Annotated in this window: 22 protein-coding genes; 12 read left to right on the forward strand and 10 right to left on the reverse strand. The window is 66.2% G+C overall.

The features are described 5' to 3' along the window. Positions 1 to 94 precede the first annotated feature (94 nt). Positions 95 to 595: a MarR family winged helix-turn-helix transcriptional regulator gene (locus tag GGD82_RS06815; protein WP_150063143.1), complete on the forward strand. Its 501-nt coding sequence runs from the start codon at positions 95 to 97 to the stop codon at positions 593 to 595. A gap of 19 nt (positions 596 to 614) precedes the next feature. Here GGD82_RS06815 and GGD82_RS06820 read toward each other — a convergent pair whose 3' ends face one another. Continuing rightward, entirely contained in the window at positions 615 to 1,784 is a 1,170-nt protein-coding gene (locus GGD82_RS06820) for an aminotransferase (RefSeq protein WP_150063144.1), read from the reverse strand. A 416-nt stretch (positions 1,785 to 2,200) separates the two neighbouring features. Here GGD82_RS06820 and GGD82_RS06825 point away from each other — a divergent pair, with 416 nt between their 5' ends. The 3 genes from GGD82_RS06825 to GGD82_RS06835 all read left to right on the forward strand — a co-directional run bounded on the left by GGD82_RS06825 (position 2,201) and on the right by GGD82_RS06835 (position 5,284). After that, entirely contained in the window at positions 2,201 to 2,539 is a 339-nt protein-coding gene (locus GGD82_RS06825; RefSeq protein WP_150063145.1) for a P-II family nitrogen regulator, read from the forward strand. A gap of 211 nt (positions 2,540 to 2,750) precedes the next feature. Then, positions 2,751 to 4,160: a type I glutamate--ammonia ligase gene (gene glnA, locus GGD82_RS06830; protein ID WP_150063146.1), complete on the forward strand. Its 1,410-nt coding sequence runs from the start codon at positions 2,751 to 2,753 to the stop codon at positions 4,158 to 4,160. A 110-nt stretch (positions 4,161 to 4,270) separates the two neighbouring features. Next, positions 4,271 to 5,284, forward strand: coding sequence for a type VI immunity family protein (locus tag GGD82_RS06835; RefSeq protein ID WP_150063147.1), 1,014 nt, complete (start codon positions 4,271 to 4,273; stop codon positions 5,282 to 5,284). A gap of 106 nt (positions 5,285 to 5,390) precedes the next feature. Here the strand turns inward: GGD82_RS06835 and GGD82_RS06840 are convergent, their stop codons facing one another. From GGD82_RS06840 to GGD82_RS06875, 8 genes are all read right to left on the reverse strand, one after another. Then, entirely contained in the window at positions 5,391 to 6,017 is a 627-nt protein-coding gene (locus GGD82_RS06840; RefSeq protein ID WP_150063148.1) for a hypothetical protein, read from the reverse strand. A 53-nt stretch (positions 6,018 to 6,070) separates the two neighbouring features. Next, positions 6,071 to 6,760 carry an SDR family oxidoreductase gene (locus tag GGD82_RS06845; protein WP_150063149.1) on the reverse strand — a complete coding sequence of 230 codons (690 nt, stop codon included), beginning with the start codon at positions 6,758 to 6,760 and terminating at the stop codon, positions 6,071 to 6,073. After that, positions 6,757 to 7,500, reverse strand: a complete 744-nt coding sequence (locus tag GGD82_RS06850; protein ID WP_211364796.1) for a phosphoribosylaminoimidazolesuccinocarboxamide synthase — start codon at positions 7,498 to 7,500, stop codon at positions 6,757 to 6,759. The genes GGD82_RS06845 and GGD82_RS06850 overlap by 4 nt, the downstream gene beginning before the upstream one ends. A gap of 26 nt (positions 7,501 to 7,526) precedes the next feature. Next, positions 7,527 to 8,636, reverse strand: coding sequence for a methyltransferase domain-containing protein (locus tag GGD82_RS06855; RefSeq protein WP_170284360.1), 1,110 nt, complete (start codon positions 8,634 to 8,636; stop codon positions 7,527 to 7,529). Positions 8,637 to 8,643: 7 nt separating this feature from the next. After that, entirely contained in the window at positions 8,644 to 10,026 is a 1,383-nt protein-coding gene (locus tag GGD82_RS06860) for a radical SAM/SPASM domain-containing protein (RefSeq protein WP_150063151.1), read from the reverse strand. Between the two features lie 85 nt (positions 10,027 to 10,111). Beyond that, a complete protein-coding gene (locus GGD82_RS06865) occupies positions 10,112 to 10,333 on the reverse strand; it encodes a hypothetical protein (protein ID WP_184013245.1) in 222 nt (73 codons plus the stop codon). A gap of 293 nt (positions 10,334 to 10,626) precedes the next feature. Then, on the reverse strand, positions 10,627 to 11,985 hold the full coding sequence (locus GGD82_RS06870; protein ID WP_170284250.1) for an aminotransferase class V-fold PLP-dependent enzyme: 1,359 nt from the start codon (positions 11,983 to 11,985) through the stop codon (positions 10,627 to 10,629). 469 nt (positions 11,986 to 12,454) lie between these two features. Continuing rightward, the gene (locus tag GGD82_RS06875; protein ID WP_150062044.1) at positions 12,455 to 13,639 is read right to left on the reverse strand and encodes a TDT family transporter; all 1,185 of its coding nucleotides are present in this window, start codon (positions 13,637 to 13,639) and stop codon (positions 12,455 to 12,457) included. A 168-nt stretch (positions 13,640 to 13,807) separates the two neighbouring features. On the opposite strand from GGD82_RS06875, the gene GGD82_RS06880 reads away from it, so the two are divergent. Beyond that, positions 13,808 to 14,701, forward strand: coding sequence for a LysR family transcriptional regulator (locus GGD82_RS06880; protein ID WP_150062045.1), 894 nt, complete (start codon positions 13,808 to 13,810; stop codon positions 14,699 to 14,701). Between the two features lie 108 nt (positions 14,702 to 14,809). On the opposite strand, the gene GGD82_RS21380 is transcribed toward GGD82_RS06880, so the two are convergent. Next, entirely contained in the window at positions 14,810 to 15,577 is a 768-nt protein-coding gene (locus GGD82_RS21380; RefSeq protein ID WP_281292732.1) for a response regulator transcription factor, read from the reverse strand. A gap of 418 nt (positions 15,578 to 15,995) precedes the next feature. On the opposite strand from GGD82_RS21380, the gene purH reads away from it, so the two are divergent. The 7 genes from purH to GGD82_RS06920 all read left to right on the forward strand — a co-directional run bounded on the left by purH (position 15,996) and on the right by GGD82_RS06920 (position 23,847). Further along, on the forward strand, positions 15,996 to 17,564 hold the full coding sequence (gene purH / locus GGD82_RS06890; RefSeq protein WP_150062046.1) for a bifunctional phosphoribosylaminoimidazolecarboxamide formyltransferase/IMP cyclohydrolase: 1,569 nt from the start codon (positions 15,996 to 15,998) through the stop codon (positions 17,562 to 17,564). A 142-nt stretch (positions 17,565 to 17,706) separates the two neighbouring features. Next, positions 17,707 to 18,483 carry a hypothetical protein gene (locus GGD82_RS06895; protein ID WP_150062047.1) on the forward strand — a complete coding sequence of 259 codons (777 nt, stop codon included), beginning with the start codon at positions 17,707 to 17,709 and terminating at the stop codon, positions 18,481 to 18,483. Positions 18,484 to 18,759: 276 nt separating this feature from the next. After that, the gene (gene fliF, locus GGD82_RS06900; RefSeq protein WP_150062048.1) at positions 18,760 to 20,409 is read left to right on the forward strand and encodes a flagellar basal-body MS-ring/collar protein FliF; all 1,650 of its coding nucleotides are present in this window, start codon (positions 18,760 to 18,762) and stop codon (positions 20,407 to 20,409) included. A gap of 81 nt (positions 20,410 to 20,490) precedes the next feature. Next, positions 20,491 to 21,510, forward strand: a complete 1,020-nt coding sequence (gene fliG, locus GGD82_RS06905) for a flagellar motor switch protein FliG (RefSeq protein WP_150062049.1) — start codon at positions 20,491 to 20,493, stop codon at positions 21,508 to 21,510. Between the two features lie 82 nt (positions 21,511 to 21,592). Next, positions 21,593 to 22,615 carry a FliH/SctL family protein gene (locus GGD82_RS06910; protein WP_150062050.1) on the forward strand — a complete coding sequence of 341 codons (1,023 nt, stop codon included), beginning with the start codon at positions 21,593 to 21,595 and terminating at the stop codon, positions 22,613 to 22,615. Positions 22,616 to 22,642: 27 nt separating this feature from the next. Beyond that, positions 22,643 to 23,002: a flagellar motor switch protein FliN gene (gene fliN / locus GGD82_RS06915; protein ID WP_150062051.1), complete on the forward strand. Its 360-nt coding sequence runs from the start codon at positions 22,643 to 22,645 to the stop codon at positions 23,000 to 23,002. Positions 23,003 to 23,007: 5 nt separating this feature from the next. After that, complete coding sequence (locus GGD82_RS06920; protein WP_150062052.1) at positions 23,008 to 23,847, forward strand: motility protein A; 840 nt, start codon at positions 23,008 to 23,010, stop codon at positions 23,845 to 23,847. Positions 23,848 to 23,866: the final 19 nt, after the last annotated feature.

Consider the following 23,866-nt stretch of genomic DNA (forward strand, 5'->3'; position numbering starts at 1 on the left):
TGCGCTCCTTTCGCCGGCGCTTGCTGGGCACCGGTGTTTCGAATATATCTTGACGTAGAGATTTAATATCTTGACGTCAAGATAGGAGCGGGCGATGGATCGAGCGCGACGGGCGGCCGAGCAGTGGGCCCGGGAACGGCCGGACCTGGATACAGCGCCGATGGTCTTGCTGGGGCGTTTGGCGGAGGCCGCGCAGGTGATTGCGCGGGATCACATCCATCCCGCGTTGGCTACGTTCGGTTTGCATCCGGGGGAATTCGATGTCCTGGCCACGTTGCGGCGTGGCGGTGCGCCCTATGCGCTGTCCCCTACCGCGCTGTACGAGGCGGCCATGATCTCCTCCGGGAGCATGACAAACCGGATCGACCGGCTGGAAACGGCGGGGTTGGTCGAACGCCGGCCGAATCCCGCCGACAAACGCGGCACCCTTGTCGCGCTCACGGACCAAGGGTGCGCCTTGATCGAGCGGGCGGTTGATGCGCACGTCGCCACCCAACAGGCCGTCGTCGCGGGGTTGGAGGAGGCGGACCGGGCGCAGTTGTCCGCGCTGCTGCAAAAACTTCTGGACGCACAAGACGGAGCAGGCCGCCCGTAACGATCGGACTCACAGGGGTCTAAACGGTCCCGAAATGCTGGCCCAGGCGCCGCACCGCCTCGTCGAGGGCGCTGTCCAGCTTGGCGAAGCAGAAGCGGGCGTAGTGCGGCGGGGCGGCCGCACGGTCCTGATAGAACGCCGAGACCGGCACCGCCGTCACCCCGGCCTCCACCGTGATGTGGCGACAGAATTCCTCGTCCGTGCCCGTGAAGCCCACCCCCCGGATGTCGACGGTCAGAAAGTACGTCCCGGCGCAGTCCATCACTGGGAACCCGATCCCCCGCAGGCCCGTTGCCAGGCGGTCGCGGCGTGCCGCCATGTCCACGGCAAGCTGGTCCAGGACGGCCGGATCCTGCCCCAAACCGAACGCCACCGCCGTTTGCAGGCAGGTCGGCGTTGTGAACGTCAGGAACTGGTGGGTCTTGGCGATGGGAGTCAGCAGAGCGGGCGCGGCGACGATGTAGCCGACTTTCCAGCTCGTCAGGGAAAACGTCTTGCCGGCGGAGCCGATGCGCACACAGCGGTCCCGCATGCCCGGCAGGGTCATCAGGGGCACGTGACGGCGGCCATCGAACACGAGGTGCTCGTAGACCTCGTCACAGATGGCGTAGGTGTCGTGGCGCTGGACCAGATCGGCGATGAACGCCAACTCGTCAGTGTCGAACACCGTGCCCGACGGGTTGGTCGGGCTGTTCAGGATGATCGCCTTGGTGCGGTCGGAGAACGCCGCCGCCAGCGCCTCGCGCGGCAGCGTCCAGTCCGGCGGCTCGATCCGCACCGTGCGCGGGATGCCCCCGGCGCGCCGCACGATCGGCAGATAGCTGTCGTACAGGGGCTCGATCAGCACCACCTCGTCGCCCGGTTCGATCAGGCCGAACAGCGCGTCCGCCAGCGCCTCCGTCGCGCCCGAGGTCACCATCACCTCGGTTTCCGGATCCAGGTCCAGGCTGTAGAAATGCCGGTCGTGCGCCGCGATCGCCTGTCGCAGGGCGGGAATGCCCATCATCGGCGGATACTGGTGCGGTCCGCCCTCGGCGGCCTCAGCGGCGGCGCGCAGTACGGCCGGAGGCTCCAGCCCTTCCGGGAAGCCCTGGCCGAGGTTCACGGCGCCGTGCTCCTGCGCCAGCTTGGACATGACGGTAAAGATGGTGGTGCCGTAAGACGACAGGACAGCGTTGGCGGCTTTCACCGGCGGGGCTCCGCATAGGGGCGGTTGGGGACTCGAGTCGGCGGGGGCCGGCAGGCCGGGTCCGCCCAAAGCGCGCGCCCGCCCAGTCGCGCGGGGACGACCCAACAGGAGTTTGCGTGCGGGGTCAACCGGTCGACCGCGTGGCGCGCGAAAAGCGTGCCGAAATTGTAGGCATCCTGATGGATCGTTGGGCAAGGTCCGCCGGTCCGTCGGGACCAGATCCCGCAAAAAAGTGTGGAAATGGGCCCCTCCGCTTGGGTGCTGGGCAGTTGGCACGCCGCGTGATACACGAGCGGATACGGAACGCCGCCCGGCTGCCATCGCCTGCGGCGCCGCGTTCAGGCGTAAGGCCCGTTGCCGGACGGCACGTCCATGGGATCGGGCCGCTGTCATTCCGGGCGGAGAGATCGGATCCCATGAAAAAGATTGAGGCGATCATCAAGCCGTTCAAGCTGGACGAAGTGAAGGAAGGCCTTCACGAAATCGGGCTGCAAGGCATTACGGTGACCGAGGCCAAAGGGTTCGGTCGGCAGAAAGGACACACCGAGCTCTATCGTGGGGCCGAATACGTGGTCGATTTCCTGCCCAAGGTCAAAATCGAGGTGGTTCTGGACGATGCGCTCGTGGATCGCGCCGTCGAGGCCATCCAGCAGGCGGCCCAGACGGGCCGTATCGGCGATGGCAAGATTTTCATTACGCCGGTGGAGGAGGTCATTCGGATCCGCACCGGCGAGCGGGGTACCGACGCCATCTAAACGGATGGCGCGGGAGGTGGGGAACGCCGCGGACCGATCGCGCGACGCGGTTTCTAGTCGAAGGGAAGCACGAAGCGAGCCCCCGTTCAGCGGTCCTACCGCTCCGGGAGACAGCGCGCGGCCCGGACGGAATATGCGTCCGGGACCTCTTCGGCCGGGTCTCCTTCAGAGAGGCTTCGTAGGTTAGCCAAGGACAAGGGAACACACCGTCATGTCTGACGTCAGCACCATTATGGAAATGATCAAGGAAAACGACGTCAAATACGTCGATTTCCGGTTCACCGACCCCAAGGGCAAGTGGCAGCACACCGCCCAGCATGTGTCCACGATCGACGAAGAGTCGCTGACCGAGGGCATCATGTTCGACGGCTCCTCGATCGCCGGCTGGAAGGCCATCAACGAGTCCGACATGATCCTGAAGCCGGATCTGGCCACCGCCGTCATGGATCCGTTCGCCGCCCAGCCCCTCCTGGTGCTGTTCTGCGACATTCTGGAGCCGTCGACCGGCCAGCCGTATGAGCGCGATCCTCGCTCGATCGCCAAGAAGGCCTTGGCCTATATGCAGTCGGCCGGCATCGGCGACACCGCGTTCTTCGGTCCGGAAGCCGAATTCTTCGTGTTCGACGACGTGAAGTACGAAGTCAACATGAACAAGATTTCCTTCGAGATCGACTCGGAGGAAGGCCCGTACGTGAACGGCAAGAATCTGCCCGAGGGTAACTTCGGTCACCGTCCGGCGGTCAAGGGCGGTTACTTCCCGGTGCCCCCGGTCGACAGCGGGCAGGATCTGCGCGCCGAGATGGTCACCGTCATGTGCGAGATGGGTCTCGACATGGAGAAGCACCACCACGAGGTGGCGCCGTCGCAGCATGAGCTGGGCATTAAGTTCGGCACGCTGATCCAGTCGGCCGACGCGATGCAGATCTACAAGTACGTCGTGCATCAGGTGGCCGCTGCCTACGGAAAGACCGCGACCTTCATGCCGAAGCCGGTCATGGGCGACAACGGCTCGGGCATGCACACCCACCAGTCGATCTGGAAGGACGGCAAGCCGCTGTTCGCCGGTTCGGGCTATGCGGACCTGTCCGACACCGCCCTGTACTACATCGGCGGCATCATCAAGCACGCGCGCGCCATCAACGCGTTCACCAACCCGCTGACCAACAGCTACAAGCGCCTGATCCCCGGCTTCGAGGCCCCGGTGCTGCTGGCCTACTCGGCGCGCAACCGCTCCGCCTCCTGCCGTATCCCGTACGTGTCGAGCCCGAAGGGCAAGCGCGTCGAGGTCCGCTTCCCGGATCCGGGCGCCAACCCGTACCTGGCCTTCTCCGCCATGATGATGGCCGGCCTGGACGGCATCGAGAACAAGATCCATCCGGGCGACCCGATGGACAAGAACCTGTACGACCTGCCGGCCGAAGAGCTGGCCGGCGTGCCGACCGTGTGCGGCAGCCTGCGTGAAGCCCTGGAGGCCCTGGACGCCGACCGCGAGTTCCTCAAGAAGGGCGACGTGATGACCGACGACATGATCGACGGTTATCTGGAGCTGAAGTGGGAAGAGGTGTACGCGTTCGAGCACACCCCGCACCCGGTCGAGTACCAGATGTACTACAGCGTCTAAAAGCGTTCCTTTGAGACGTACAGAAGCGCGTCCGCCCGATCCAAGGCGGGCGCGTTTTTGTGTCCGCCCCGCAGCGCGTCCGCCACCCCGGCTGTAGGAGCAATACCGTAATGACAACTCCGGACATCCAATCTCTGGCCGATCTCGACGCCCTTAAAATTGTTGGCGACGATGGCGAGATCGCGGCACGCCTTGGCGTGATGGCAACGCTCTACATCTCACACCCGCATGACGTCGACGTTCGCCAACGCCTTGGCACAGCCGTTGACCATATTTTGTCAATTTTTTCCGACCACTACAAATGGCGGGTGGAGCCGGTCGGCGAGACCAAGGCGCGCATCGTGTCAACCGAAGGGTGGATCCCGCCGTCCCATGCAGAGCTGTTCGCGGGGGCGCACCGCTTCGATGAACCCTGGATACAGATGCACGGTGCCGATCGACCGGACGATGCGGCGCAGTTCGCGCTGGCCTGCTTTGCGCCGCCCTATCGACCACGAGTCAAAATCGGGTACCTGACCTTTTCTACGTCGTTTCAGTGGGTTCAGGACCATGCGCCGGGCGCCCTGCAACGCCTTGTGCTGGACGTCTGCCGCATCCTGAAGCCCATCAACGGCTACGCTGGGTTGGGAATTCTTCGCAACCCGGACTATGCCGTCGCGCGGGGGGCCGAGCGGTATATCTTGGGGCTCGCCGAGCGATTTCCCGGCCTGGAGGTCGATCAACCCATAGACCACGCGCCCAAACTGGCGGACGGGATCAAGGGCATCAATTGGCTAACCGTTCTGGGACATGCGTTGGTCCAGCGCTTGGGTGGGGATGACGCCCTCACCGCCGCAGCCGCAGCGTCCGACACGGGCCTGCTTTGGACCCCCTATGATGGGGGCGGTATTCTGCAGGCTGGCGACGTGCCGCAACTTGGGGATCTGGACCGTGGCGTTGTGCCCTCCGCCTACGCAGCGGCCAACCGTCTTCTGAGACCGGTTCGCGCCGTTTATGACGATGTTATCTTTACGACGCGCCCCCCCGGATTCAACCGAAAGGCGTTTTCAGAGGCATGGTTGAATCGTTTTGAAGGGGGGCGCCCCAGAACGGGGCTCTCTCCACAGGGCGAAACCAAACAATAGGGCACTCTGCCAAGCCTAGAGCAGAGTGCGCCAAAACGGCATGTGACCTGCGTGCGCCGACGGTATCCGACCCGGGCCGCTCCCGGACCGTGCGGTTCCTCGCCGATCACTCACGGCAGTCGATGAAGCGCAGGCTGTCGGTCCGCGCCGAAAACACGAACTCGAAATATCCGGTCCGCGGGACAAAGTGGGGCAGGGCGCCGTCATCGGCGTTCCGAACGCTCAAGGCGAGGACCGCCCGCCACATGCGGGCTCGGACAGCTTCGGGTGTTCCGGGGGGGCTGCGCAGGAGGGGGGAGCTTCCAGGGGCATAGCCGGCAAAGCGGGCGTGCCAGGGGATCGCGCGGCCATGCGCGAGACCCTCCAGATTGGCCTCGGCGACCATCTCGATCAGCAAACCCGAATCTACGGTCACGGCGATGCCGCAATAGCGCGCCGGATCGTATTCGTTGACGATGACCGAGTATGACGGTTCGAGATCCGCGAAGGCGGCGCGGCAGGTGTCATAGCGGGCGCCGATGCGGGTCAGGCGCTGTCCATGACGGTCACCGGGGACCGCTCGGACCACGACAGCGTCACCGTACCGCGCGAACAACGCGGCCATGCCGGTCGCGTCGGTCTGGAAATCGTGGAGAGGGACGACGTGAAATCGGTAGGTCGGCAGCCCGCTGGCGACGAGGTGGCGGATCTCCGCCAACCGGTTTTCCACTGGCACGGCGAACGGGGCCCGCAATCCCCGGTCCCGTAAGGCCTGCAACCAGCCCGACATGTTCGGTTGGTAGGACGTCACAGCGTCTGCAGCCGCGCGATCCCGGTGACCGGCGCGGGCAGCGGCCGTGTCGGACGGACCTCGACCTCTCCGACGAAGGCTCCGGCTTCGAGGCCGACGATGTCCCACAGGACCTGAGCCACATGATCCGGCCGGATCTTCCAGCCGTCGTTTGCCATGGGCCGGTTGCGAATGGCGCCGGCCGAAAGCAGGCTGCAGCGCATGCCGGACTCGCCGTTCTCGAGCACGATGACCTCGTGCAGGGCTTTCAGCGCCGCCTTCGTTGCGCAATAGGCGCCGCCCCCCTCGAACGGATGAGTGGCCGCCTGACTGCCGACAAAGACCAAATGACCGTTCGAGTCCCGTAGGACGGGGATTGCCAACTGAGCCAGCCGGAACGCCCCGGACAGATTGACGGCCACGGCGTCATCCCAGGCTTCGGCGGTCATGTGCGTGACGCTGTCGAAGGTTCGTACCGCCGCGTTGGCCACGCACACGTCCAGGCGCCCCAAGTGTTCCAGGGCCCGGTGGAATGCGTCGGCGAGTTGCGCGGGATCACGCAGATCGCAGCGGATATCAAGGGCGGTGCCAGGACCGCCGGGCGTGCGGTTGAGCATGGCGACGCGCCACCCTTCGGTCACGAACCGCGCGGCGATGGCATGGCCCAAACCCCGGTTGGCGCCGGTAATCATCAGCGTTCGCGTCATGCGGCGCGCAACTCCCGAACCAAGCGTGTCCAGACCGTGAGGATGTCCTCGCGGGATCCGCCACGGCGGAACAGGTCCTTGTCGAGGGAGCCGCCATCCGGCCCCTTGAGCCGCATGGCGTCGGGGGAGATTTCCGAGACGACACCCAGCCGACCGTGCCGATCGGTCCCAAAAATCAGACAGAAGTCATGCAAATCCCGGGGCGCCAGCCAGGCCCGCAACACCCTGTTGGTTTCCAGCGCCAGGGCCTTCATCGCGGCGGCATCGCAGCCGGCCTCGCGCACATAGTCTTCGGCGATGGGTTGATCCTCCGGATCCACGCGATAGTCGAATTTGACGACCGGGTGGGCGAAGCGGTGACCCTCGCGAAACAGGTCTGGGTATTTCCGCGTGGTCGATCCCGTGGCGACGTTCTTGACGATGACCTCGAACGGCGGACCTGGACAGTAGTCGGCGATGTAGAGGTCCGGGCCGACCCGGTCCTCGAACGCGACGGGAACGCCGGCCTGCTGAAGGCGGCGGGCCGCCATCTCGAAGAAATCGAGGCGGAGAACCTCGGTTCCGGCGAACAGGTCGTGGCGATCGTAGGTGAAACTTGAGAGACTGGGGATCAGGCGAACAAGGCATCTGTGATCGCCGAGACGCCAGATTTCCTTGCTTTTTCCTCGGATCAGGGGCGCCGCGGCGACGATAGTCGCGACATCGAGCGGCGGGTCCGTCGCGACTGACATACACCGCATGGCCGTGCCTCCTCCCTAAAGGTGTCTCAGTGCCTCCGCGCGATACAGTAGGTCAGGGGCCCGTCGACGAACGGGGGGTCTGACACGAACCCCGTCTGCCCCAGCATCTCCAGGAACCGCTCCGGGCTCAGGCGGGACTTCGCATAAGTGCCGGCGTAAAGCTGCCATGCCCCCCCTTCGTTCAGGTACAGCATGTCGTTGACCCGCACGGTGCGCGGCAGGAATTCGATCAGAGTGGTCCAGATTCGGTTGGCGTCGGAGCGCACGGGGAACACCCTCTTGGACCCCGTTGCCGCCTTCTTGAAGTCGCGAAACGACACGAACAGGCGCCCGCCGGGAACCAATGCCTTGCCGACGTTGGCCAGCAGTTGCCAGATCTCGTCCTCGCCGCCCAGGCAGAGAATGGTATCGGTCATGCAGACGGCGACATCGAACGGGCCGGCCCGGTCGTAAACAGCGGGATCGCGGATGTCGCCCTGGGCGACCGACACCGGCAGGTCGCCACGATGCTGCTCCAACGCCCGCAACAGCACCGGGCTGATATCCACGCCCAGGACCTGAAAGCCCAAGCGGGCCATGGCCAGGCTCTGGAACCCACTGCCGCACCCGAGATCCAGCGCCTTGCCGGTGCGCTCCGGGGCGAGATGATGACGACGGAAAAACGCCTCATACGCTTCTATGTTCTTGTCTTCGCCGCCATACATCCAGACATAGTGCTCGTCCAGCACCGGGTTGTAATCGTCCCGTTCCGGCGGGGCACGCCGTTCGGTCGCCTTGGCGGCTGGCGCGTCGATGACGGCGCTTTGGGCGGCGTAGCCCAACTCGTCCTGACGCGCTGTGACGTATGCCACCTCCAGGTCGATCCCGTAGTGCAACGCAACCCGGATCAGGCAGTACAGAACATCGGCAAGCTCATTGGCGATGTTGTCGAGGGTCGTGTGATAGGCGGGGTGGCGATCCCGATCCGGTAGATAGTACCGTTCGTACATCAAGACCCGTTTCGCCAAATCACCGACCTGTTTGGACAGCTCGATTATCGTGGTTTCGATGGTCCAGGGACGCGTCTCGACCTTGCGAAAAGCCTCGACGGACTCTCTCGTCCGTTCGACCATGTCCTGAAAGCTGAGTGCCTCCATGTGAGCCTCATGCATACGGTTGAGGTGCCCTGGAGACACGATACATGAGATTGGAGACGGACCCGTCGGCCAACTCGACAATGGCGCGCGTCAACGCGGACTTGGTCAGCTCGCAGGTTTCCGGGTCGGCCAAGTAGACGGTTCCGGTATTGCGGGCGGCGCGCACCAGACAGTTTCCGGCGCAGTTGGTGCGAAAGGCGCAGATCCGACACTCTTCGGCGATAGTGCTGGTTCGGCCGCGCAACCGGTCGATCATCGACCAATCGACATCGAACCGGCGCTGATCGCTGTCGTAGCGTCCGAAGATCAGTTCCTCGTGTCCGGCATTGCTTTCGTTCAGCACCTCGACGCAGGTCGACAGGGTCCCATTCGGGGCCACGACCATGTTGAAGCCGCAGGCGCCGCAATAGTGGTGGGTGTAGTAGTCCACCTCCTGAACAAGGTTGATGATCTTCATGCCGTAGTGGGCGGCCCGCTCGACCGCCTGATCGAACAGGGCGTCGTAGCGCCGCGTGTCGAGGCGGTCGAGACCGGTGATTTCACAGCGACCGCAGTAGGCCATGGGCAGCAAACGCACTTCCGGAATGCCACCCAAACGCCCCAGATAATCGACCGTGTCGACCATGCGTTCCAGGCTGTACGGGGTAATCACCGTGTTCATGCGTTTCAGGACGCCGCTGCGCTGAAACACGCGCAGCGTGCGCAGCACGGTTTCATGGGTCTCTCCACCGCCTTGAGTCGGACGGTGTCGATTGTGAATGTCCGGCGGGCCGTCGAGCGACAGGCTGACGTGGTCAAAGTTGTCCGCGATCCATTGGGCGCGGGCCTCGGAATAGACCCCGTTGGTGGAGAGCCGACACCAGAGTTTGGCACCGCGTTCGGTGGCCTTCCGGCGAGCGTGCTCGACCGACTGGCGAACCACAGGGAAGTTGATCATCGGTTCGCCAGCGCCGTGAAATTGCAGCGTGTACAGATCAGCCGCCATCACGTTGTCGAAATAGAACTCAACCGCATCATGGGCTACCTCCGCACTCATACGAAGCGACGGATCGGTCCCTGATGTGCCAGAACAATACAGGCAGCCGAGATTGCAGTTGGAGGCGGGGCACAGGACGAGAACATTGTGGAATTGATAAGGATCAATTGAAGGGCGCACCGCCTCTCCTTCGGGGCCGGCGACATACAGAATCAGGTCGCGGACGCGGTCCCGCAACGATGGCTCAACGCCGGCCGTCTGAATGGCCGTGGAGAGGGGCACGCCGGTCTGTGCCAACGTTGCAACTGTGCCGACAATCCGTGGAACGCGCTCGGACACACGGCGATACAGGCTGTTGAATAAGACGCACTGGTCGTCTTCCAACCACAGGATTCGGTAGTCGTCGATGGCCATAGCGTCCGTCTCGGTTCGCGGATGAGAGAGTGAGAGGGTGGGGGGCCGATGGTCCCACCCTCCCGGTCAAACCCGTGCGGCAGACTTAGAGTCCGCGCCGGGTCCAGTCGGTGACCGGCGCGCAGGCGGTGGCGGGGGCACAGGCGGTCATGGCCGGCGCGCAGGCGGTGGCGGGGGCACAGGCGGTCATGGCCGGCGCGCAGGCGGTGGCGGGGGCACAGGCGGTCATGGCCGGCGCACAGGCGGTGGCGGGGGCACTGGCGGTCATGGCCGGCGCGCAGGCGGTGGCGGGGGCACAGGCGGTCATGGCCGGCGCACAGGCGGTGGCGGGGGCACACGCCGTTGCGGGAGCACACGCGGCGGCGGGGGCACAAGCAGACTGGGGACCCATCTTTCTTTCCTCCTTGGTGACGTCCGTCGTGGTCTCGGTGGTCTCGGTGGTTTCGTCCTTGGGGGCACCCTTCGCGTCATCGGCGCCCGGGGCGGAGTCTGGTCTCGGAGAGTCGGGCTCGTCTCTAGATTTTTGTGTTGCCATAAAAACAGCCTCCGGATGTGTCTCGGCGCATGGCTAGTCCGTCTGCCGGCGATCGCCTAGCCGTCTCAACCGCTTGTGATGGTGTCCAGCGCCGCGAAAAGCACGTCGATATCCTGAGAGTCATTGAAGATATTGGTCGACACGCGGAGCGTGTAGGTCGTCGCTTCGGCCGGTGCTGCGGGATCCGGGAACTGGGTCATGCGGGCCCATATTCCCCGGTCTTGAAGTGCGGTCACGACGCCGGATACGAAGCTCTGATCATGACGTTTGGCCGGATCGGCCGACGGGACGAACGCCGCGATGCCCGCGCTCAGGGCCGGGTCGAGCGACGTAAAGAGACAGGCCTCCCCCCATCGGGACACGGCCATGGTCTTGACGCGACGGTTCAGGGTGGCGAGGCGCTGGGCAATGGCGTCCTGCCCGATGGCTCCCTCGAAATCCATCACATCGCACATGGCCTCGAAGCTGGGCGTGTTGTTGCAGCCCCGGATCTGGAGCACGGTGGTGATCGGGTACTGGTCCATGACCAGCGCGTCCTCGGACAGGATCGGCCACAGGTCCACCGGGACGCTTGCCGCGTTACGGGCAAAAAGGAAGCCGGTTCCCGGAGGGCCGCTCAGCCACTTGTGACCGGGGCCAGCGTAGTAGTCGCAGGCCAATTCCGGGAGGTTCAAGGCAACCGCACCGGGGGCCTGGGCGCCGTCGATGATGGTCGTGATCTCGCCGCGATCCCGCATGATGGCGCAAATGGCCGCCACCGGCATCCGCAGCCCGTTGGTCCACGTGACGTGAGAGAAACACACGGCTTTCGTTTTGGCTGTGATCGCGGACTCGAAGATTTCGATGATCTGCTCCGGGGATGACGGCGGGATGGGAATGGCCAGTTCGCGGATCTGAACGCCCCAACGGCGCGCGAGCACGTCCAGCGGCGACAGCAGGGAATAGTGTTCTTGGTTCGTGGTCAGGATCTCGTCGCCCGACTCCAGATTGATCCCCAGGGTGGCCATGGCCAAGCCCATGGTGGTGTTGTTGGTCAGGCAGATATTGTCGGCCTGCGTGCCAAGAAACCGCGCCACCCGCTCGCGATTGACGGTCTGGTATTGACCGAGTTCTGGGTCCGAGAAGTAGGAATAACTTGGGTTCTTAGCCCACTGAGTGCTGTATTGCGCTAAGTTGTTGAGAACAAAACCCGGCATGGACCCTTCCGATCCAGAGTTCATGTAGACCATGTCGGGCGGAAGAATGAACTGGGACCGAACGGCGGCCCAATCGATGTCGTCGTTTGTTTGGCGGATCTGCGGCAGGTTCGGTGGGGTACGCTCGGCCGCGGCCGCGCGTGTGAACAGGCCACCGGCTGCGAGCGCCGCGCTACCGGCCAGGAAGCGACGGCGCCTCGGGTCGTGGGTGCGAGGCAGGGGTGCCATGGTCGTCCCTCCCATGTCCCGATTGGTCCGGAGCCGCGGCGGCGACCGGTGGCGGCTTTTGATGTGTTCTGCCGTACGTCTCTCGAAAAAATTTTAATGTCCTACTTTCTGCCTTATAGCAGGATTCGTATGGAGATTAAAGGAATAATTTATCACGATATGGTTGTTCTTGGCGATCCATACGGCAGCGCCGGGTCCCGCCGGGGCGGTCCTGCCTTCACCTCAGCTTTGTCGATGTTCAACCAGATCCCTCACGTCCCGCATCGTGGTCCGACACACCGTGCCGGCGATAGCCGCGATGCCTGGGGCCGCCTCTTCACAAGCACACGGCCCATCACCGCCGTCCAGACCCTGAACACCGGTCCTAACCAGAGGCTTACGAAATCAGAGGCTTATGAAACCCGCTGACCGAAAGGAGACCAAAACGACCCCGAACCACATCACCGCGACCGCGGCCTTAGAGCCTGACTCAAAAGCCGACTGGCGGGCGCGCGGCGTCGCAGAGCGAGTTGGACAGCGGCGAGGCTGACGAAAGCGGCAAGGGGGCCGCCTCGGGGACCGGAGCCGGGGCCGGGAACAGGCGGCCGCGCCATAGGCTGGCGGCGGTGTTGCTCGCCACCAGCATCCAGAACAGCGCCAGACAGACGACCAGCAGCCCTCCGCACAGGGTGAACAGGGGGAGGTGGGTCATGCGCCCCAGAGCCAGCGTGGCCAGGGTGTAGACTCCAAGCGGGAAGGTGAACCCCCACCAGCCCAGATTGAACGGCAGGCCCTCTCGCGCATACCGCAGGGTCTTGACGGCGGCCAGGGCCAGCCACCACAGGCCATAGCCCCACAGGACCACGCCGCCGATGATGCCCAGGCCGTACGCCACCGCGCCGACGCCTGCAAGCCCCTGGGCGGCGAACACGGCCGGGGCGTCATCGCCCAGCACCAGGAGGCCAAGGGCGCCCGTGCCGATCGGTCCCAGGGCCAGCCAGCCGGTCACCCCCATCTCCCGCTCCGGCAGGCTGTGCAGCACCAAGCGCAGGAACAGCAGCACCAGGAGGCTCAGCGCCAGGGGGACCGAGCAGGCCCACAGCACGTACCCCAACAGCAACACCGTGTAGGCCTGATCCGGCGGCAGATGCGGCACCAGCAGGCCGGCGCTGGCGGCGGCGACCTCGGACGCGACGATGGGCAGCAGCCAGACGGCCGTCATGCGGTCGAACCGGTGGTCCTGGCGGGTGAACATGAAATACGGGATCACCAGCCCGCACAGCAGTGCCAGGGCCGCGTTGATCCACCACAGGCCGGTGGCGATGCGGACAGCGGTGGCGGGATCGCCCAGAACCTCGGGGCCGAAGGCCAGCGTTCCGTTTACGATGGTGGTCAAGCCCATCGGGATGGCGCCGAAGAACATCGACATCACCGGGTGATCGAACACGCGGCGCGCCTCCGCCGGGAAGAGCAGCCAATGCGCCGCGTACAGGGCGGTGATCACCGTGAACAGGCCAATGTTGAGGAGCCACAAGGTGACCGCGATGGCGTGGAGCAGCGGGCTGTTCAATGGGACCTGCGCCAGGCAGAGGGCCAGGACCCCGGTCCCCATCGTGACCGTGAACCAGTTCGGGGTGAACGTGCGCACGACGGTGCGGAGCGAAACGGTAGGCATGAGCCGACGTCCTTGTGGTGGGCCGGCGTGCGCCGCGGCGCGGCAGCGCGTTCCGGCCCGGAATGGCAGGGGCGAGGCCGACTGTACGGGGGCGCAATTCATCAGACTAATACAACGAATTCATGATATCGTTCGTGCTGAGAGAACGGTTGCAACCTCAACGCTGTCATGACCCTGGATCAGCTTCGCCTCTTCGTCGCCGTCGCCGAACGGCAGCACCTCACGCAGGCCGCGCGGGCCTTGAACGTGGCGCAGTCGGCGGCCAGCCACGCCATCGCCGCGCTGGAAGCCCGGCATGGCACGCGCTTGTTCGACCGCGTGGGCCGGCGCATTGTGCTGACCGAGGCCGGGCGCGCCTTCCTCGACCAGGCCCGTCTTGTGCTGACCCAGGCCGACCGCGCCGAACGCACACTGAACGAGTTCGGCACCCTGGCCCGGGGGACGCTGGCCGTGCATGCCAGCCAGACCATCGCCGGCAGTTGGCTGCCCCGGCATCTGGTGGCGTTCCGCCGCGTCTGGCCGGGCGTGATGGTGCGCCTGAGTATCGGGAACACGGCGCAGGTGGCGGACGCGGTCGACAGCGGACGAGCCGACGTGGGGTTCGTGGAAGGGGCGGTCGCCGCCGAGACCCTGGAACGCCGGCTTGTGGCGCGGGACCGGCTGGTGGCGGTGGTGGGGCCGGAGCATGAGTGGTGCGGCCGGGAATCGCTGGATGCGGCGACCTTGGCGTCGGGGGCGTGGGTGTTGCGCGAACCGGGGTCGGGGACACGCGCCGCCCTGGAGACGGCCCTCGCGGGGCTGGGCGTGCCGACGGCCCAGCTTCAGGTCGCTCTGGAACTGCCGAGCAACGAAGCGGTTCGGGCCGCGGTCGAGGCCGGCCTGGGGGCGACGGCTCTGTCGGCCTCGGTTGTGGCGCCCAGTCTGGAAGCGGGCCTTTTGCAGGCCCTGCCACTCCGGCTACCGGATCGGGCCTACCATGTGGTGCTGCATCGGCATCGCCCGCCGGGACGCGCCGGCGGCGCCTTGCTGGCCCTTATGGGCCTCGACGCGGTTTCGGGATGATCGTGCCCGTGGCGCCAGGCGGGTGAGCCCGGCCGTTCACCCCCCTTTTCACCACACACGACCGATCGCCCGGCGCACGGCGGTCTCGGCTCGCCGGGCGGTCCGATCTCATACGGCGATCAGGCCGGCGTCGATGGCCAGACTGGTGGCGTGGGTGCGGTTGTGCGCGCCCAGTTTCCGGGCGGCGTTGGCGATGTGGAAGTTGACGCCGGAGACGGAAATGCCGAGCGCGCTTCCGACTTCGCGCGTGGTCATGCCCAGGGCGCTCAGGCTGAGGACCTCGCGCTCCCGGTTCGTCAGCGACAGGCCCTGCGCGGCTTCCGTCCCAAGCAGCTGATGCGCGCGCACGTGAACCACAACGGCGGCGTACGCGAGATGCAGGGCGCGTTGCTTCATCAGAACGTCGAACGCCTCGGGCTCCAGCGTCGAGAGGAGAATCACGCCGGCGGCGCAGGGTGCGGACCCGGGCCGGACCGGCACCGCCAGCAGGCCCTGGTAGCCGGCCTTGGCGGCGGCCGCCATGACGCCGGCCGGGGTCTCCTCGGAACACGCGGTCGAACCGCCGCAGACGGCGATCGCCAGCGGCCCCAACTGCTTGGCCATGTGGCGCAGAACGGGATCCATGTTGGGGCCCGCCCCGTCGATGCAGGCCTGGACGACGGCGGGATGCGCCTCCGCCAACGCCACGGGCGATCCAACGCTCTCGGACTCGCCGCGTCGGTCGCGGACGGCGGAGGCGGATACGATAATCAGCCCGGTCAGGCCGACCCGGCTGAAATAGGCCACACCTTCCCTCAAGGCGTGGCGGGCGGTGTCCGCGTCGGCCAGCCTTCCAAGGAAGGTGTCCAAATCGGACTCCATCGGTTCCAGTAACATTTGACATGCCTTCCGTAGCGTACAGATGTCTAGCGCGCGATTGTTTCTATAAAAGAACAATCGCGCGTGGCGTGGCTGTACAACGAAGCGGAGACCTTTCCCCCCTCTAAGCTACGGATTTTACGTCAATCTGCTTGAAACTTACAACTCATCCGAAAGTTATATCTCAGGCTTTCCACCCTAACTTTAGTAAATATCCATCTATTCAAACGCACGCGCCTGGCACGAATCGCGTCGGTTCCGCCCCGTTCGGAGGCATGCTATAGGACGCCCACAGTCCGGCGCCGGAGTGCCTGTCACGGGTCGTCTCGCGCCCGGGCGTCCGAGTCACGAAATCCCTTCCCTTGTGGACCCGCCACCGGAGAGTTCGCCTGTGTCCGACCTATCCACTGTCCCCGCCGCCCCTGTCGCTGACCTCATGCCGATTCGCCGGGCGTTGATCTCAGTGTCCGACAAAAGCGGGCTCGTCCCGCTGGTTCGCGCGCTGCACGGGCATGGCGTGGCGATCCTGTCGACCGGCGGGACCGCCCGTGCCATCCAGGAGGCTGGCGTGCCGGTCACCGAGGTGTCGGACCACACCGGATTTCCGGAGATGCTGGACGGCCGCGTGAAGACGCTTCATCCCACCATTCACGGTGGGATTCTGGGCGTGCGCGGCAATCCGGAGCATGAGGCGGCGATGGCCGAGCACGGCATTGCGCCCATCGATCTCGTGGTCGTGAACCTGTATCCGTTCGAATCAACGGTCGCCAAGGGCGCCGACTTCGCCACCTGCATCGAGAACGTGGACATCGGCGGGCCGGCCCTGATCCGGGCCGCCGCGAAGAATCACGGCGCGGTCGCGGTTGTGACCGATGCCGAGGACTATGACGCCCTGGTCGACGAGATGAAGAGCCAGGACGGGCAGGTCTCATTGGACCTGCGCCGGCGGCTGGCGTCGCGGGCGTTCGCGCGCACGGCGGCGTACGACGCCGCGATCGGCCGCTGGTTCACCGGTGAGGTGGGCGAGACCTTCCCGCGTCATCTGGTGGCCGCCGGTCGCCTGAAACAGGATCTGCGCTACGGCGAAAATCCGCATCAGAAGGCCGCCTTCTATGTCCATGGGCTGGCCCGCCCCGGCGTCGCCAGCGCCCGTCAGGTGCAGGGCAAGGAACTGTCGTACAACAATCTGAACGACACCGACGCGGCGTTTGAACTGGTCAGCGAGTTCACCGAGCCGGCCGTGGCGATTATCAAGCACGCCAACCCATGCGGCGTCGCGGTGGCGGGGTCGATCCGCGCCGCCTATGAAAAGGCGCTGGCCTGCGATCCGGTCAGCGCGTTCGGGGGCATCGTGGCCGTCAACCGCGCCCTTGATCGGGACGCCGCCGAGGCCATTACCGGTATTTTCACCGAGGTCGTCATCGCGCCGGACGCCGACGACCGCGCCCGCGCCGTGTTCGCGGCCAAGAAGAACCTGCGTCTGCTCATCACCGGGGTGATGCCGGATCCGGCCACACCCGGGTTGACGGTGCGCACCGTCGCGGGCGGTATGCTGGTGCAGGAGCGCGATATCGGCCGCGTCGAGGCGGACGACCTGAAGGTGGTCACAAAGCGCGCCCCGTCGCCGCAGGAGATCACCGACCTGCTGCTGGCCTTCCGCGTGTGCAAGCACGTCAAGTCCAACGCCATCGTGTACGTGAAGGACGGGGCGACGGTGGGCATCGGCGCCGGTCAGATGAGCCGGGTGGACAGCGCCCGCATCGCCGCCCGCAAGGCCGGCGACGCGGCCGAGGCCTCCCGGCTGGCCGAGCCGTTGACGCGCGGGTCCGTGGTGGCGTCCGACGCCTTCTTCCCGTTCGCGGACGGCCTGCTTGCGGCGGTCGAGGCGGGGGCCACGGCGGTCATCCAGCCCGGCGGCTCGGTGCGGGACGACGAGGTGATCGCCGCCGCCGACGAGGCCGGCTTGGCCATGGTCTTCACCGGCATGCGGCACTTTCGCCACTGACCCGGCTTTGGAACGGCTGCGCCTGAGTGTGGGCGACTCCTGACGGGTGCCCGATCGGGCGGCATCCGTTCGGGCCGGGCTTGGTCCGCCTCGTTCGGGAGCATGGCCCACTACCGTGTCCCGCCACCGACGGAGGGCCGCCGTGTTCCATGGACTGTTCGAGCGGATCGACCGCCTGATGCGCGCGCGCCGTCCCACGGTCCTGGACCTCGGCGTGACGGGGCTCGCCGTTCTGTATCTGGCCGGCGTTGTGATCCGCCCGCCGCTGGTCTTTGAGCCGGTCGTGGCCGGGCTGGACGGTGCGGCGGTGCAGGCGGTGTCGCGCTGCCTGACGGAGCGCGGGATTCCCCATCGGCGCGCGGCGGATGCGCAAGGCCCCATCTTGGTGCGGGCCGATCAGAAGCCGCGGGTCCGGCTGCTGCTGGAATTGATTCAGGCGGACCTGAAGCCGGATCTCGGCCCCGACTGCGTGGCGCTGCGGGCCGGCCCCCGCGTGTTCGACCGCTACCGCTATATCGATCACCTGGATCTGCGGGATCCCCGTGTGCGCGCGATTCTGGAGGTCCTGCGGGGTTGGAAAAACGTCCGTCATGGGCACATCCGGCTTGCGCCCACGGCGATGGGCAGTATTCCGCCGTGGGTCTCGGTCCTGATGCGATCTCATTCGGGCGGGTTCTCCAGGGCGGAAGCTCAAGCCCTCCACGCGGCGATTGTGCCGATCGTGGGACCGGATATTGCCCCGGACGACGTCTCCGTGTTCGTGGAGTCGTGGGGATTCGGGGACGGGACCACGCTGATTCTCCCGCCGCCCGGCGCACCGGGCCGCGATCGGGTGACCGTGCGTATGGCGCATGACATCTGGCGTGACATCCGCCGGTTCGAGGCGGTCATCGGGCATGTGCGTGTCGTGCACCGCTAAAGCCCACCGGGCTGCTGTGGCGGGACGGGGACGGCGGTCTGCCGCCGGCCGCCAGTCGGCAACAAGTGCCTACCGTTAAGGAGTTCTTCAGCCTCCGCCGCTAGCCTGAGCATCGACCAGGAAGGGTCGTGGCCCTGGAGTCACGGGCGTGTCTCCGGAGAGTCACCGGACCGGTCGCCGCCCGTCACCGGAGCGGTCCGGCGCCCGGCCCGGCCATCACGGAATGATCCACCCATTCGCCCGCTATGCGGGCCGCCCGAGCGGAGGGGCACCCCCTTGAACGGCCTTATGGAGCAGATGCGCGCTCTCGGACCCGCCCGCCTGGCCGCGATTGCCGGCGTGGGTGTGGCCTTGATCGGTCTTGTGATTTTCTTCGCGACGCGCTTCACGACACCGCCGTACGAACTGCTGTACAGCAATCTGGAGCAGGCCGACGCGCAGGCGATCGTGCAAAGCCTGGAAGACCAGAATATCCCGTACCAGCTCGCGAACAACGGCACGGAGATCCGGGTGCCGGAAGACGTGCGCGACCGCATGCGCCTGCAAACCGCCGAACTGGCGGTCGGCGGCGGTGCGTCGGTCGGGTATGAGGTGTTCGACAACACCAGCGCCCTCGGCTCCACCAACTTCATTCAGAACGTCAATCTCGTGCGCGCCCAGGAGGGCGAGCTGGCCCGCACCATCCGGTCGATCGACGGTGTGCGCCACGCGCGGGTGCACCTGGTCCTGCCGCGCCGGGAGGTGTTCTCGCGCGAGACCAACGAGCCTTCGGCCTCGGTCATGGTCGCGACCGGCCGGGCCACCCTGGATTCCGGTCAGGTGATCGCCATCCAGAACCTGATCGCGGCGGCGGTGCCCAAGATGTCGCCGCAGCAGGTGTCGATCATCGATGAACGCGGCCGGATGCTGACGCGCGGCATGGATCAGGACGGGGCCCTTGCGGCGATGACGCAGGACGAACTCCGTCGTGCGGAGGAACAGCGGCTCGCGCGCTCGATCGAGACCCTTCTCGGCCGCACACTCGGCCCCGGCAGCGTGCGGGCCGAGGTTCACGCCGACATGAACTTCAACCGCGTGGTCACGAACGAGGAGTCGTATGACCCGGACCAGCAGGTCGTGCGCTCCACCGTCACCGTCGAGGAAAACTCAAGCAGCACCGAGGGCGGTCCGTCCCCGGTGACCGTTGGCCAGAACCTGCCGGAGGGCCAGTTCGATCAGGCCGAGGGGGCGACGGCCTCCACCAACGAAAGTCGCACCGAGGAGACGGTCAACTACGAGATTTCGCGCCGCGTGACCAACACGGTGCGCGACCGAGGGGTCATCGACCGGCTCAGCGTGGCCGTGCTGGTGGACGGCGCGCGCCCGACCGGCCCCGACGGCGCGCCGACCTATGAAGACCGCACGCCGCAGGAGATGGAGAACATCACGGCCCTGGTGCAATCGGCGATCGGCTACGATCAGCAGCGCGGTGACCAGATCGAGGTCATCAACATGCGCTTCGCCGATCTCGACAACATGTTCGGCGACGAAGAGCCCTGGATGTTCATGGGCTTCACCAAGGACGAGATCATGCGGATGGCCGAGGGCCTGGGCGTCGCCATCGTCGCCATCCTCGTCATCCTGCTGGTGGTCCGGCCGCTGGTCACCCGGGCGTTCGAGAGCCTGCCGTCCGGCGCCGATGGCGGCAGCACCGGTCTGCTGTCGGCCGAGGCCGCCGGCGCGCCGCAACTCGCCGGGCCGGTGACCGCGCCGGTGCCCATCGGACTTGGCGACGACGACATGGAAGACGTCGACGAGCTGATCGACATCGAAAAGGTCGAGGGACGGGTGAAGGCCTCAAGCCTGCGCAAGATCGGCGAGATCGTCGACAAGCACCCCGAGGAAGCCCTGAGCATTATTCGGAACTGGCTCTATCAAGAGAACTGAGCCGAAAAACGCCCCGGCGATCACCCGGCCTGGCCGTCAGTGCCGTTGGCCCGGGATCGCCGCCAGCATGGAGAATCCGCCGTGGGTCGCGTCAAGGAAGACTATCGCAGCCTCACCGGGCCCCAGAAGGCCGGCATCATGATGCTGTCGTTGGGCGAGGACCATTCGTCCAAGCTGTTCTCGATGATGGACGATGAGGAAATCCGCGAGCTGTCCCAGGTCATGGCCAGCCTGGGGACGATCAACTCGACGCTGGTCGAACGCCTTTTCGTCGAGTTCGCCGACGCCATTTCGAACACGGGGTCCCTGGTCGGGTCGTTCGACACCACGGAACGCCTACTGGTCCGCTCCCTGCCCAAGGATCGCGTCGAGGCGATCATGGAGGAGATCCGGGGGCCCGCCGGCCGCACCATGTGGGACAAGCTGGGCAACGTGAACGAGCAGGTGCTGGCGAACTACCTCAAGAACGAATACCCGCAAACCGTGGCCGTCGTGCTGTCGAAGATCAAGCCGGACCATGCCGCGCGCGTCATGTCGCTGTTGCCCGAGAACTTCGCCATGGAAGTGGTGATGCGCATGCTGCACATGGAGGCGGTCCAGAAGGAAGTGCTGGACGGCGTCGAAAAGACCCTGAGGACCGAATTCATGTCGAACCTTGCCCGCACCGCGCGCCGCGACGCCCACGAGATGATGGCCGAGATCTTCAACAGCCTCGACCGCAACACGGAAAGCCGCTTCCTCACCGCCCTGGAGGAACGCAACCGCGACTCCGCCGAGCGCATCAAGCAGCTCATGTTCACCTTCGAGGACCTGTCCCGGCTGGATGGCCAGGGCGTGCAGGTGCTGCTGCGCCATGCCGAGAAGGACAAGCTGGGCCTCGCGCTCAAGGGGGCCTCGCAGGGCATTCAGGACATGTTCTTCAAGAACATGTCGGAGCGCGCGGGCAAGATGCTCAAGGAGGACATGGAAGCCATGGGGCCGGTCCGCATGCGCGAGGTCGACGAGGCCCAGAACGCCATCGTCACCGTTGCCAAGGAACTGGCGAACAGCGGGCAGATCGTCATCTCGGACGGCAAGGAGGAGGACGAACTGGTGTACTGATCCGGTCGCCCTCCGATCCGATTGCCTCTCACTGCGCGCCGGTGGCGCGCGCCGTCCGCCTGCAAGGGAGTCCGCCGCGTCCATGGCCTCGGTCCACAAGTTCCTTTTCGACCGCTCGTTCGATGAACCGCGCATCGGGCAGCGTCGGCGCGGGGGCAGCGACACGCCCCCGGCCGAGGACGCCACCGGGGCGTCGGCGGCCGACGAGGCCGCAACGGACGGAGACGCGGGCGGCGAGGCGAACGGCTATGTCGGCCTGGACCGGCGTCGGCATGCGCGCGAAGAGCCGCCGACCCCGCCGCCGGAGATGTTCTCCCAGGAACAACTGGAAGCCGCGCGCGAGGAAGGCTACATCAAGGGCCATACGGCGGCACTGGAAGAGGCTGCCAAGGCGGATGGCCACGTGACGGCGAACGCTGTGAAGCGGGTGGCCGAGGCGATCGACCGCATGGACGCCGCCGACCGGGACCATGCGCTGGACCTGGAAAAGATGGCGATCCGGCTGGCCCTGACCGTTGCCCGACAGATTCTCCCGGCCACGGGCGAACAGGCCGCCACAACGGAGATTGAACGGCTGGTGGCGCGCGTGCTGCCCGATCTGCTCGACCAGCCGCGTCTGGTCGTCCGGGTCCACGGCGCCATCGCGGAGGTGGTGCGGGGCGCCGTGCGGGACTTGCAGGCCTCCAGCGGCTACGAGGGCCGCGTGGTCGTGCGCCCCGACAATGCGCTGGGCCGGCAGGACTGCCGCCTGGAATGGGGCGAGGGCGGCACCGAGCGCGACACCGACCGCTTGTGGGCCGATATCGAGGCCGCCGTGGCGCGGCATCTGGACGAGCCGGTGCCACCGGCCGCGCCCCGGCCGTCTCAGGATGATGATCGGGATGCTCCGAACGATGACGCCCCAGGTTGGAACGCCCCAGACGATGACGCCCAGAACGGCGCGACCCCGGATGACACGATTGCGGATGGCGTGACTGACGACGCCGTCCCAGAGAGCGAGCCGGACGACGGCTTCGACACCGACTCACCCCACGCGCCCGCGTCCGAAGCGCGGCGCGGCGCTGGACCCGGCACGTCGCCGCCGGCCGCGCCGACGGCTGGCTAGGCCGCGAGCCCAAGAAGGGAGACAACCATGTCCGACGACGGCGATTTCAACCTCGACGAGCTGGACGACGGCTCGCGTTCGGGCGCCGGGGACGGCGGTCCCGAGGACGCGCCCTCCCACGTGCCCGAGCGGCCCCGCTCCGCCTCCGACCTGGAGGCCGTGTACGACATCCCGGTGCAGGTCTCTGCGGTGCTGGGCAAGTCGCACATGCAGGTGAACCAGCTCCTAAAGCTGGGCCGGGGCGCGGTGGTGGAGCTGGACCGCAAGGTCGGCGAGGCGATCGACATCTACGTGAACAACCGGCTGGTCGCGCGCGGTGAGGTCGTGGTGGTCGAGGAACGCCTGGGCGTGACCATGACCGAGATCATCAAGACGGACCGGAGCTGACCGCGATGGCCGATGGCGGCTCTTTCCTCAGCCGATCCCGCCGAGACCTGGCCGACGAGGGCCGGGGCGGGGTGGATCTGGCCACGGTGGTCGGAATTGGCGGCGCGCTGGCTCTGATCGGGCTGGCGATGGTGCTGGGCGGTTCGCCGGGGTCGTTCATCGATCTGCCGGCAATTCTGATCGTGATCCTGGGTACGCTGGCGGTGACGCTGGCCTCGTTTTCGTTTGAGGAGGTGGCGAGCACCGTCCAGGTTCTGCCGCGGGCCCTGACCCATCCGCGCGTCGACGCGACCGAGGCCGCCGACCGTATGCTCGATCTGGCCGGGCAAGCCCGGTCCCGTGGCCTATTGAAGCTCCAGGGGGCGACGCTGGAAGGCACGGCCGACGAGCCGTTCCTGTACAAGGGGCTGGGCTTGGTGATCGATGGCGTCGCCGAGGACGAGGTCGAGGCCATGATGCGCCGGGAGATGGAATCGACCGCCGCCCACAACGCCCGCGGCGTCGGGGTTCTGCGCCGCGCGGCCGAGGTCTCGCCGGCCATGGGCCTGATCGGCACCCTGGTGGGGCTGGTGCAGATGCTGGGCAATCTGGACGACCCCGCTCGCATAGGGCCGAGCATGGCCGTGGCCCTGCTGACCACCTTCTACGGCGCGATTCTGTCCAATGTTGTTTTCGCCCCCCTGGCCAGCAAGCTGGACCGCAACGCAGCCGAGGAACAGCTTGTCTGCCACTTGTATGTCCTGGGCGTGCTGTCCGTCGCGCGCAAGGAGAACCCGCGCCGACTGGAAATGCTGCTGAACAGCGTTCTGCCGCCCCATCAACGGATCCGTCGCATCCATGTCTAGGTCGAGTTCCGTCGCGCTC

The sequence above is a fragment of the Roseospira marina genome, from assembly GCF_014197855.1.
Classification (GTDB): Bacteria; Pseudomonadota; Alphaproteobacteria; order Rhodospirillales; family Rhodospirillaceae; genus Rhodospira; species Rhodospira marina.

What these genes read in the sequence shown, in the direction of transcription:
- GGD82_RS06815 (WP_150063143.1), top strand. Translation starts at nt 95, where the DNA reads ATGGATCGAGCGCGACGGGCGGCCGAGCAGTGGGCCCGGGAACGGCCG.
- GGD82_RS06825 (WP_150063145.1), top strand. Translation starts at nt 2,201, where the DNA reads ATGAAAAAGATTGAGGCGATCATCAAGCCGTTCAAGCTGGACGAAGTG.
- glnA (WP_150063146.1), top strand. Translation starts at nt 2,751, where the DNA reads ATGTCTGACGTCAGCACCATTATGGAAATGATCAAGGAAAACGACGTC.
- GGD82_RS06835 (WP_150063147.1), top strand. Translation starts at nt 4,271, where the DNA reads ATGACAACTCCGGACATCCAATCTCTGGCCGATCTCGACGCCCTTAAA.
- GGD82_RS06845 (WP_150063149.1), bottom strand. Translation starts at nt 6,760, where the DNA reads ATGACGCGAACGCTGATGATTACCGGCGCCAACCGGGGTTTGGGCCAT.
- GGD82_RS06850 (WP_211364796.1), bottom strand. Translation starts at nt 7,500, where the DNA reads ATGCGGTGTATGTCAGTCGCGACGGACCCGCCGCTCGATGTCGCGACT.
- GGD82_RS06855 (WP_170284360.1), bottom strand. Translation starts at nt 8,636, where the DNA reads ATGGAGGCACTCAGCTTTCAGGACATGGTCGAACGGACGAGAGAGTCC.
- GGD82_RS06860 (WP_150063151.1), bottom strand. Translation starts at nt 10,026, where the DNA reads ATGGCCATCGACGACTACCGAATCCTGTGGTTGGAAGACGACCAGTGC.
- GGD82_RS06865 (WP_184013245.1), bottom strand. Translation starts at nt 10,333, where the DNA reads ATGACCGCCTGTGCCCCCGCCACCGCCTGCGCGCCGGCCATGACCGCC.
- GGD82_RS06870 (WP_170284250.1), bottom strand. Translation starts at nt 11,985, where the DNA reads ATGGCACCCCTGCCTCGCACCCACGACCCGAGGCGCCGTCGCTTCCTG.
- GGD82_RS06875 (WP_150062044.1), bottom strand. Translation starts at nt 13,639, where the DNA reads ATGCCTACCGTTTCGCTCCGCACCGTCGTGCGCACGTTCACCCCGAAC.
- GGD82_RS06880 (WP_150062045.1), top strand. Translation starts at nt 13,808, where the DNA reads ATGACCCTGGATCAGCTTCGCCTCTTCGTCGCCGTCGCCGAACGGCAG.
- GGD82_RS21380 (WP_281292732.1), bottom strand. Translation starts at nt 15,577, where the DNA reads ATGTTACTGGAACCGATGGAGTCCGATTTGGACACCTTCCTTGGAAGG.
- purH (WP_150062046.1), top strand. Translation starts at nt 15,996, where the DNA reads ATGCCGATTCGCCGGGCGTTGATCTCAGTGTCCGACAAAAGCGGGCTC.
- GGD82_RS06910 (WP_150062050.1), top strand. Translation starts at nt 21,593, where the DNA reads ATGGCCTCGGTCCACAAGTTCCTTTTCGACCGCTCGTTCGATGAACCG.
- fliN (WP_150062051.1), top strand. Translation starts at nt 22,643, where the DNA reads ATGTCCGACGACGGCGATTTCAACCTCGACGAGCTGGACGACGGCTCG.
- GGD82_RS06920 (WP_150062052.1), top strand. Translation starts at nt 23,008, where the DNA reads ATGGCCGATGGCGGCTCTTTCCTCAGCCGATCCCGCCGAGACCTGGCC.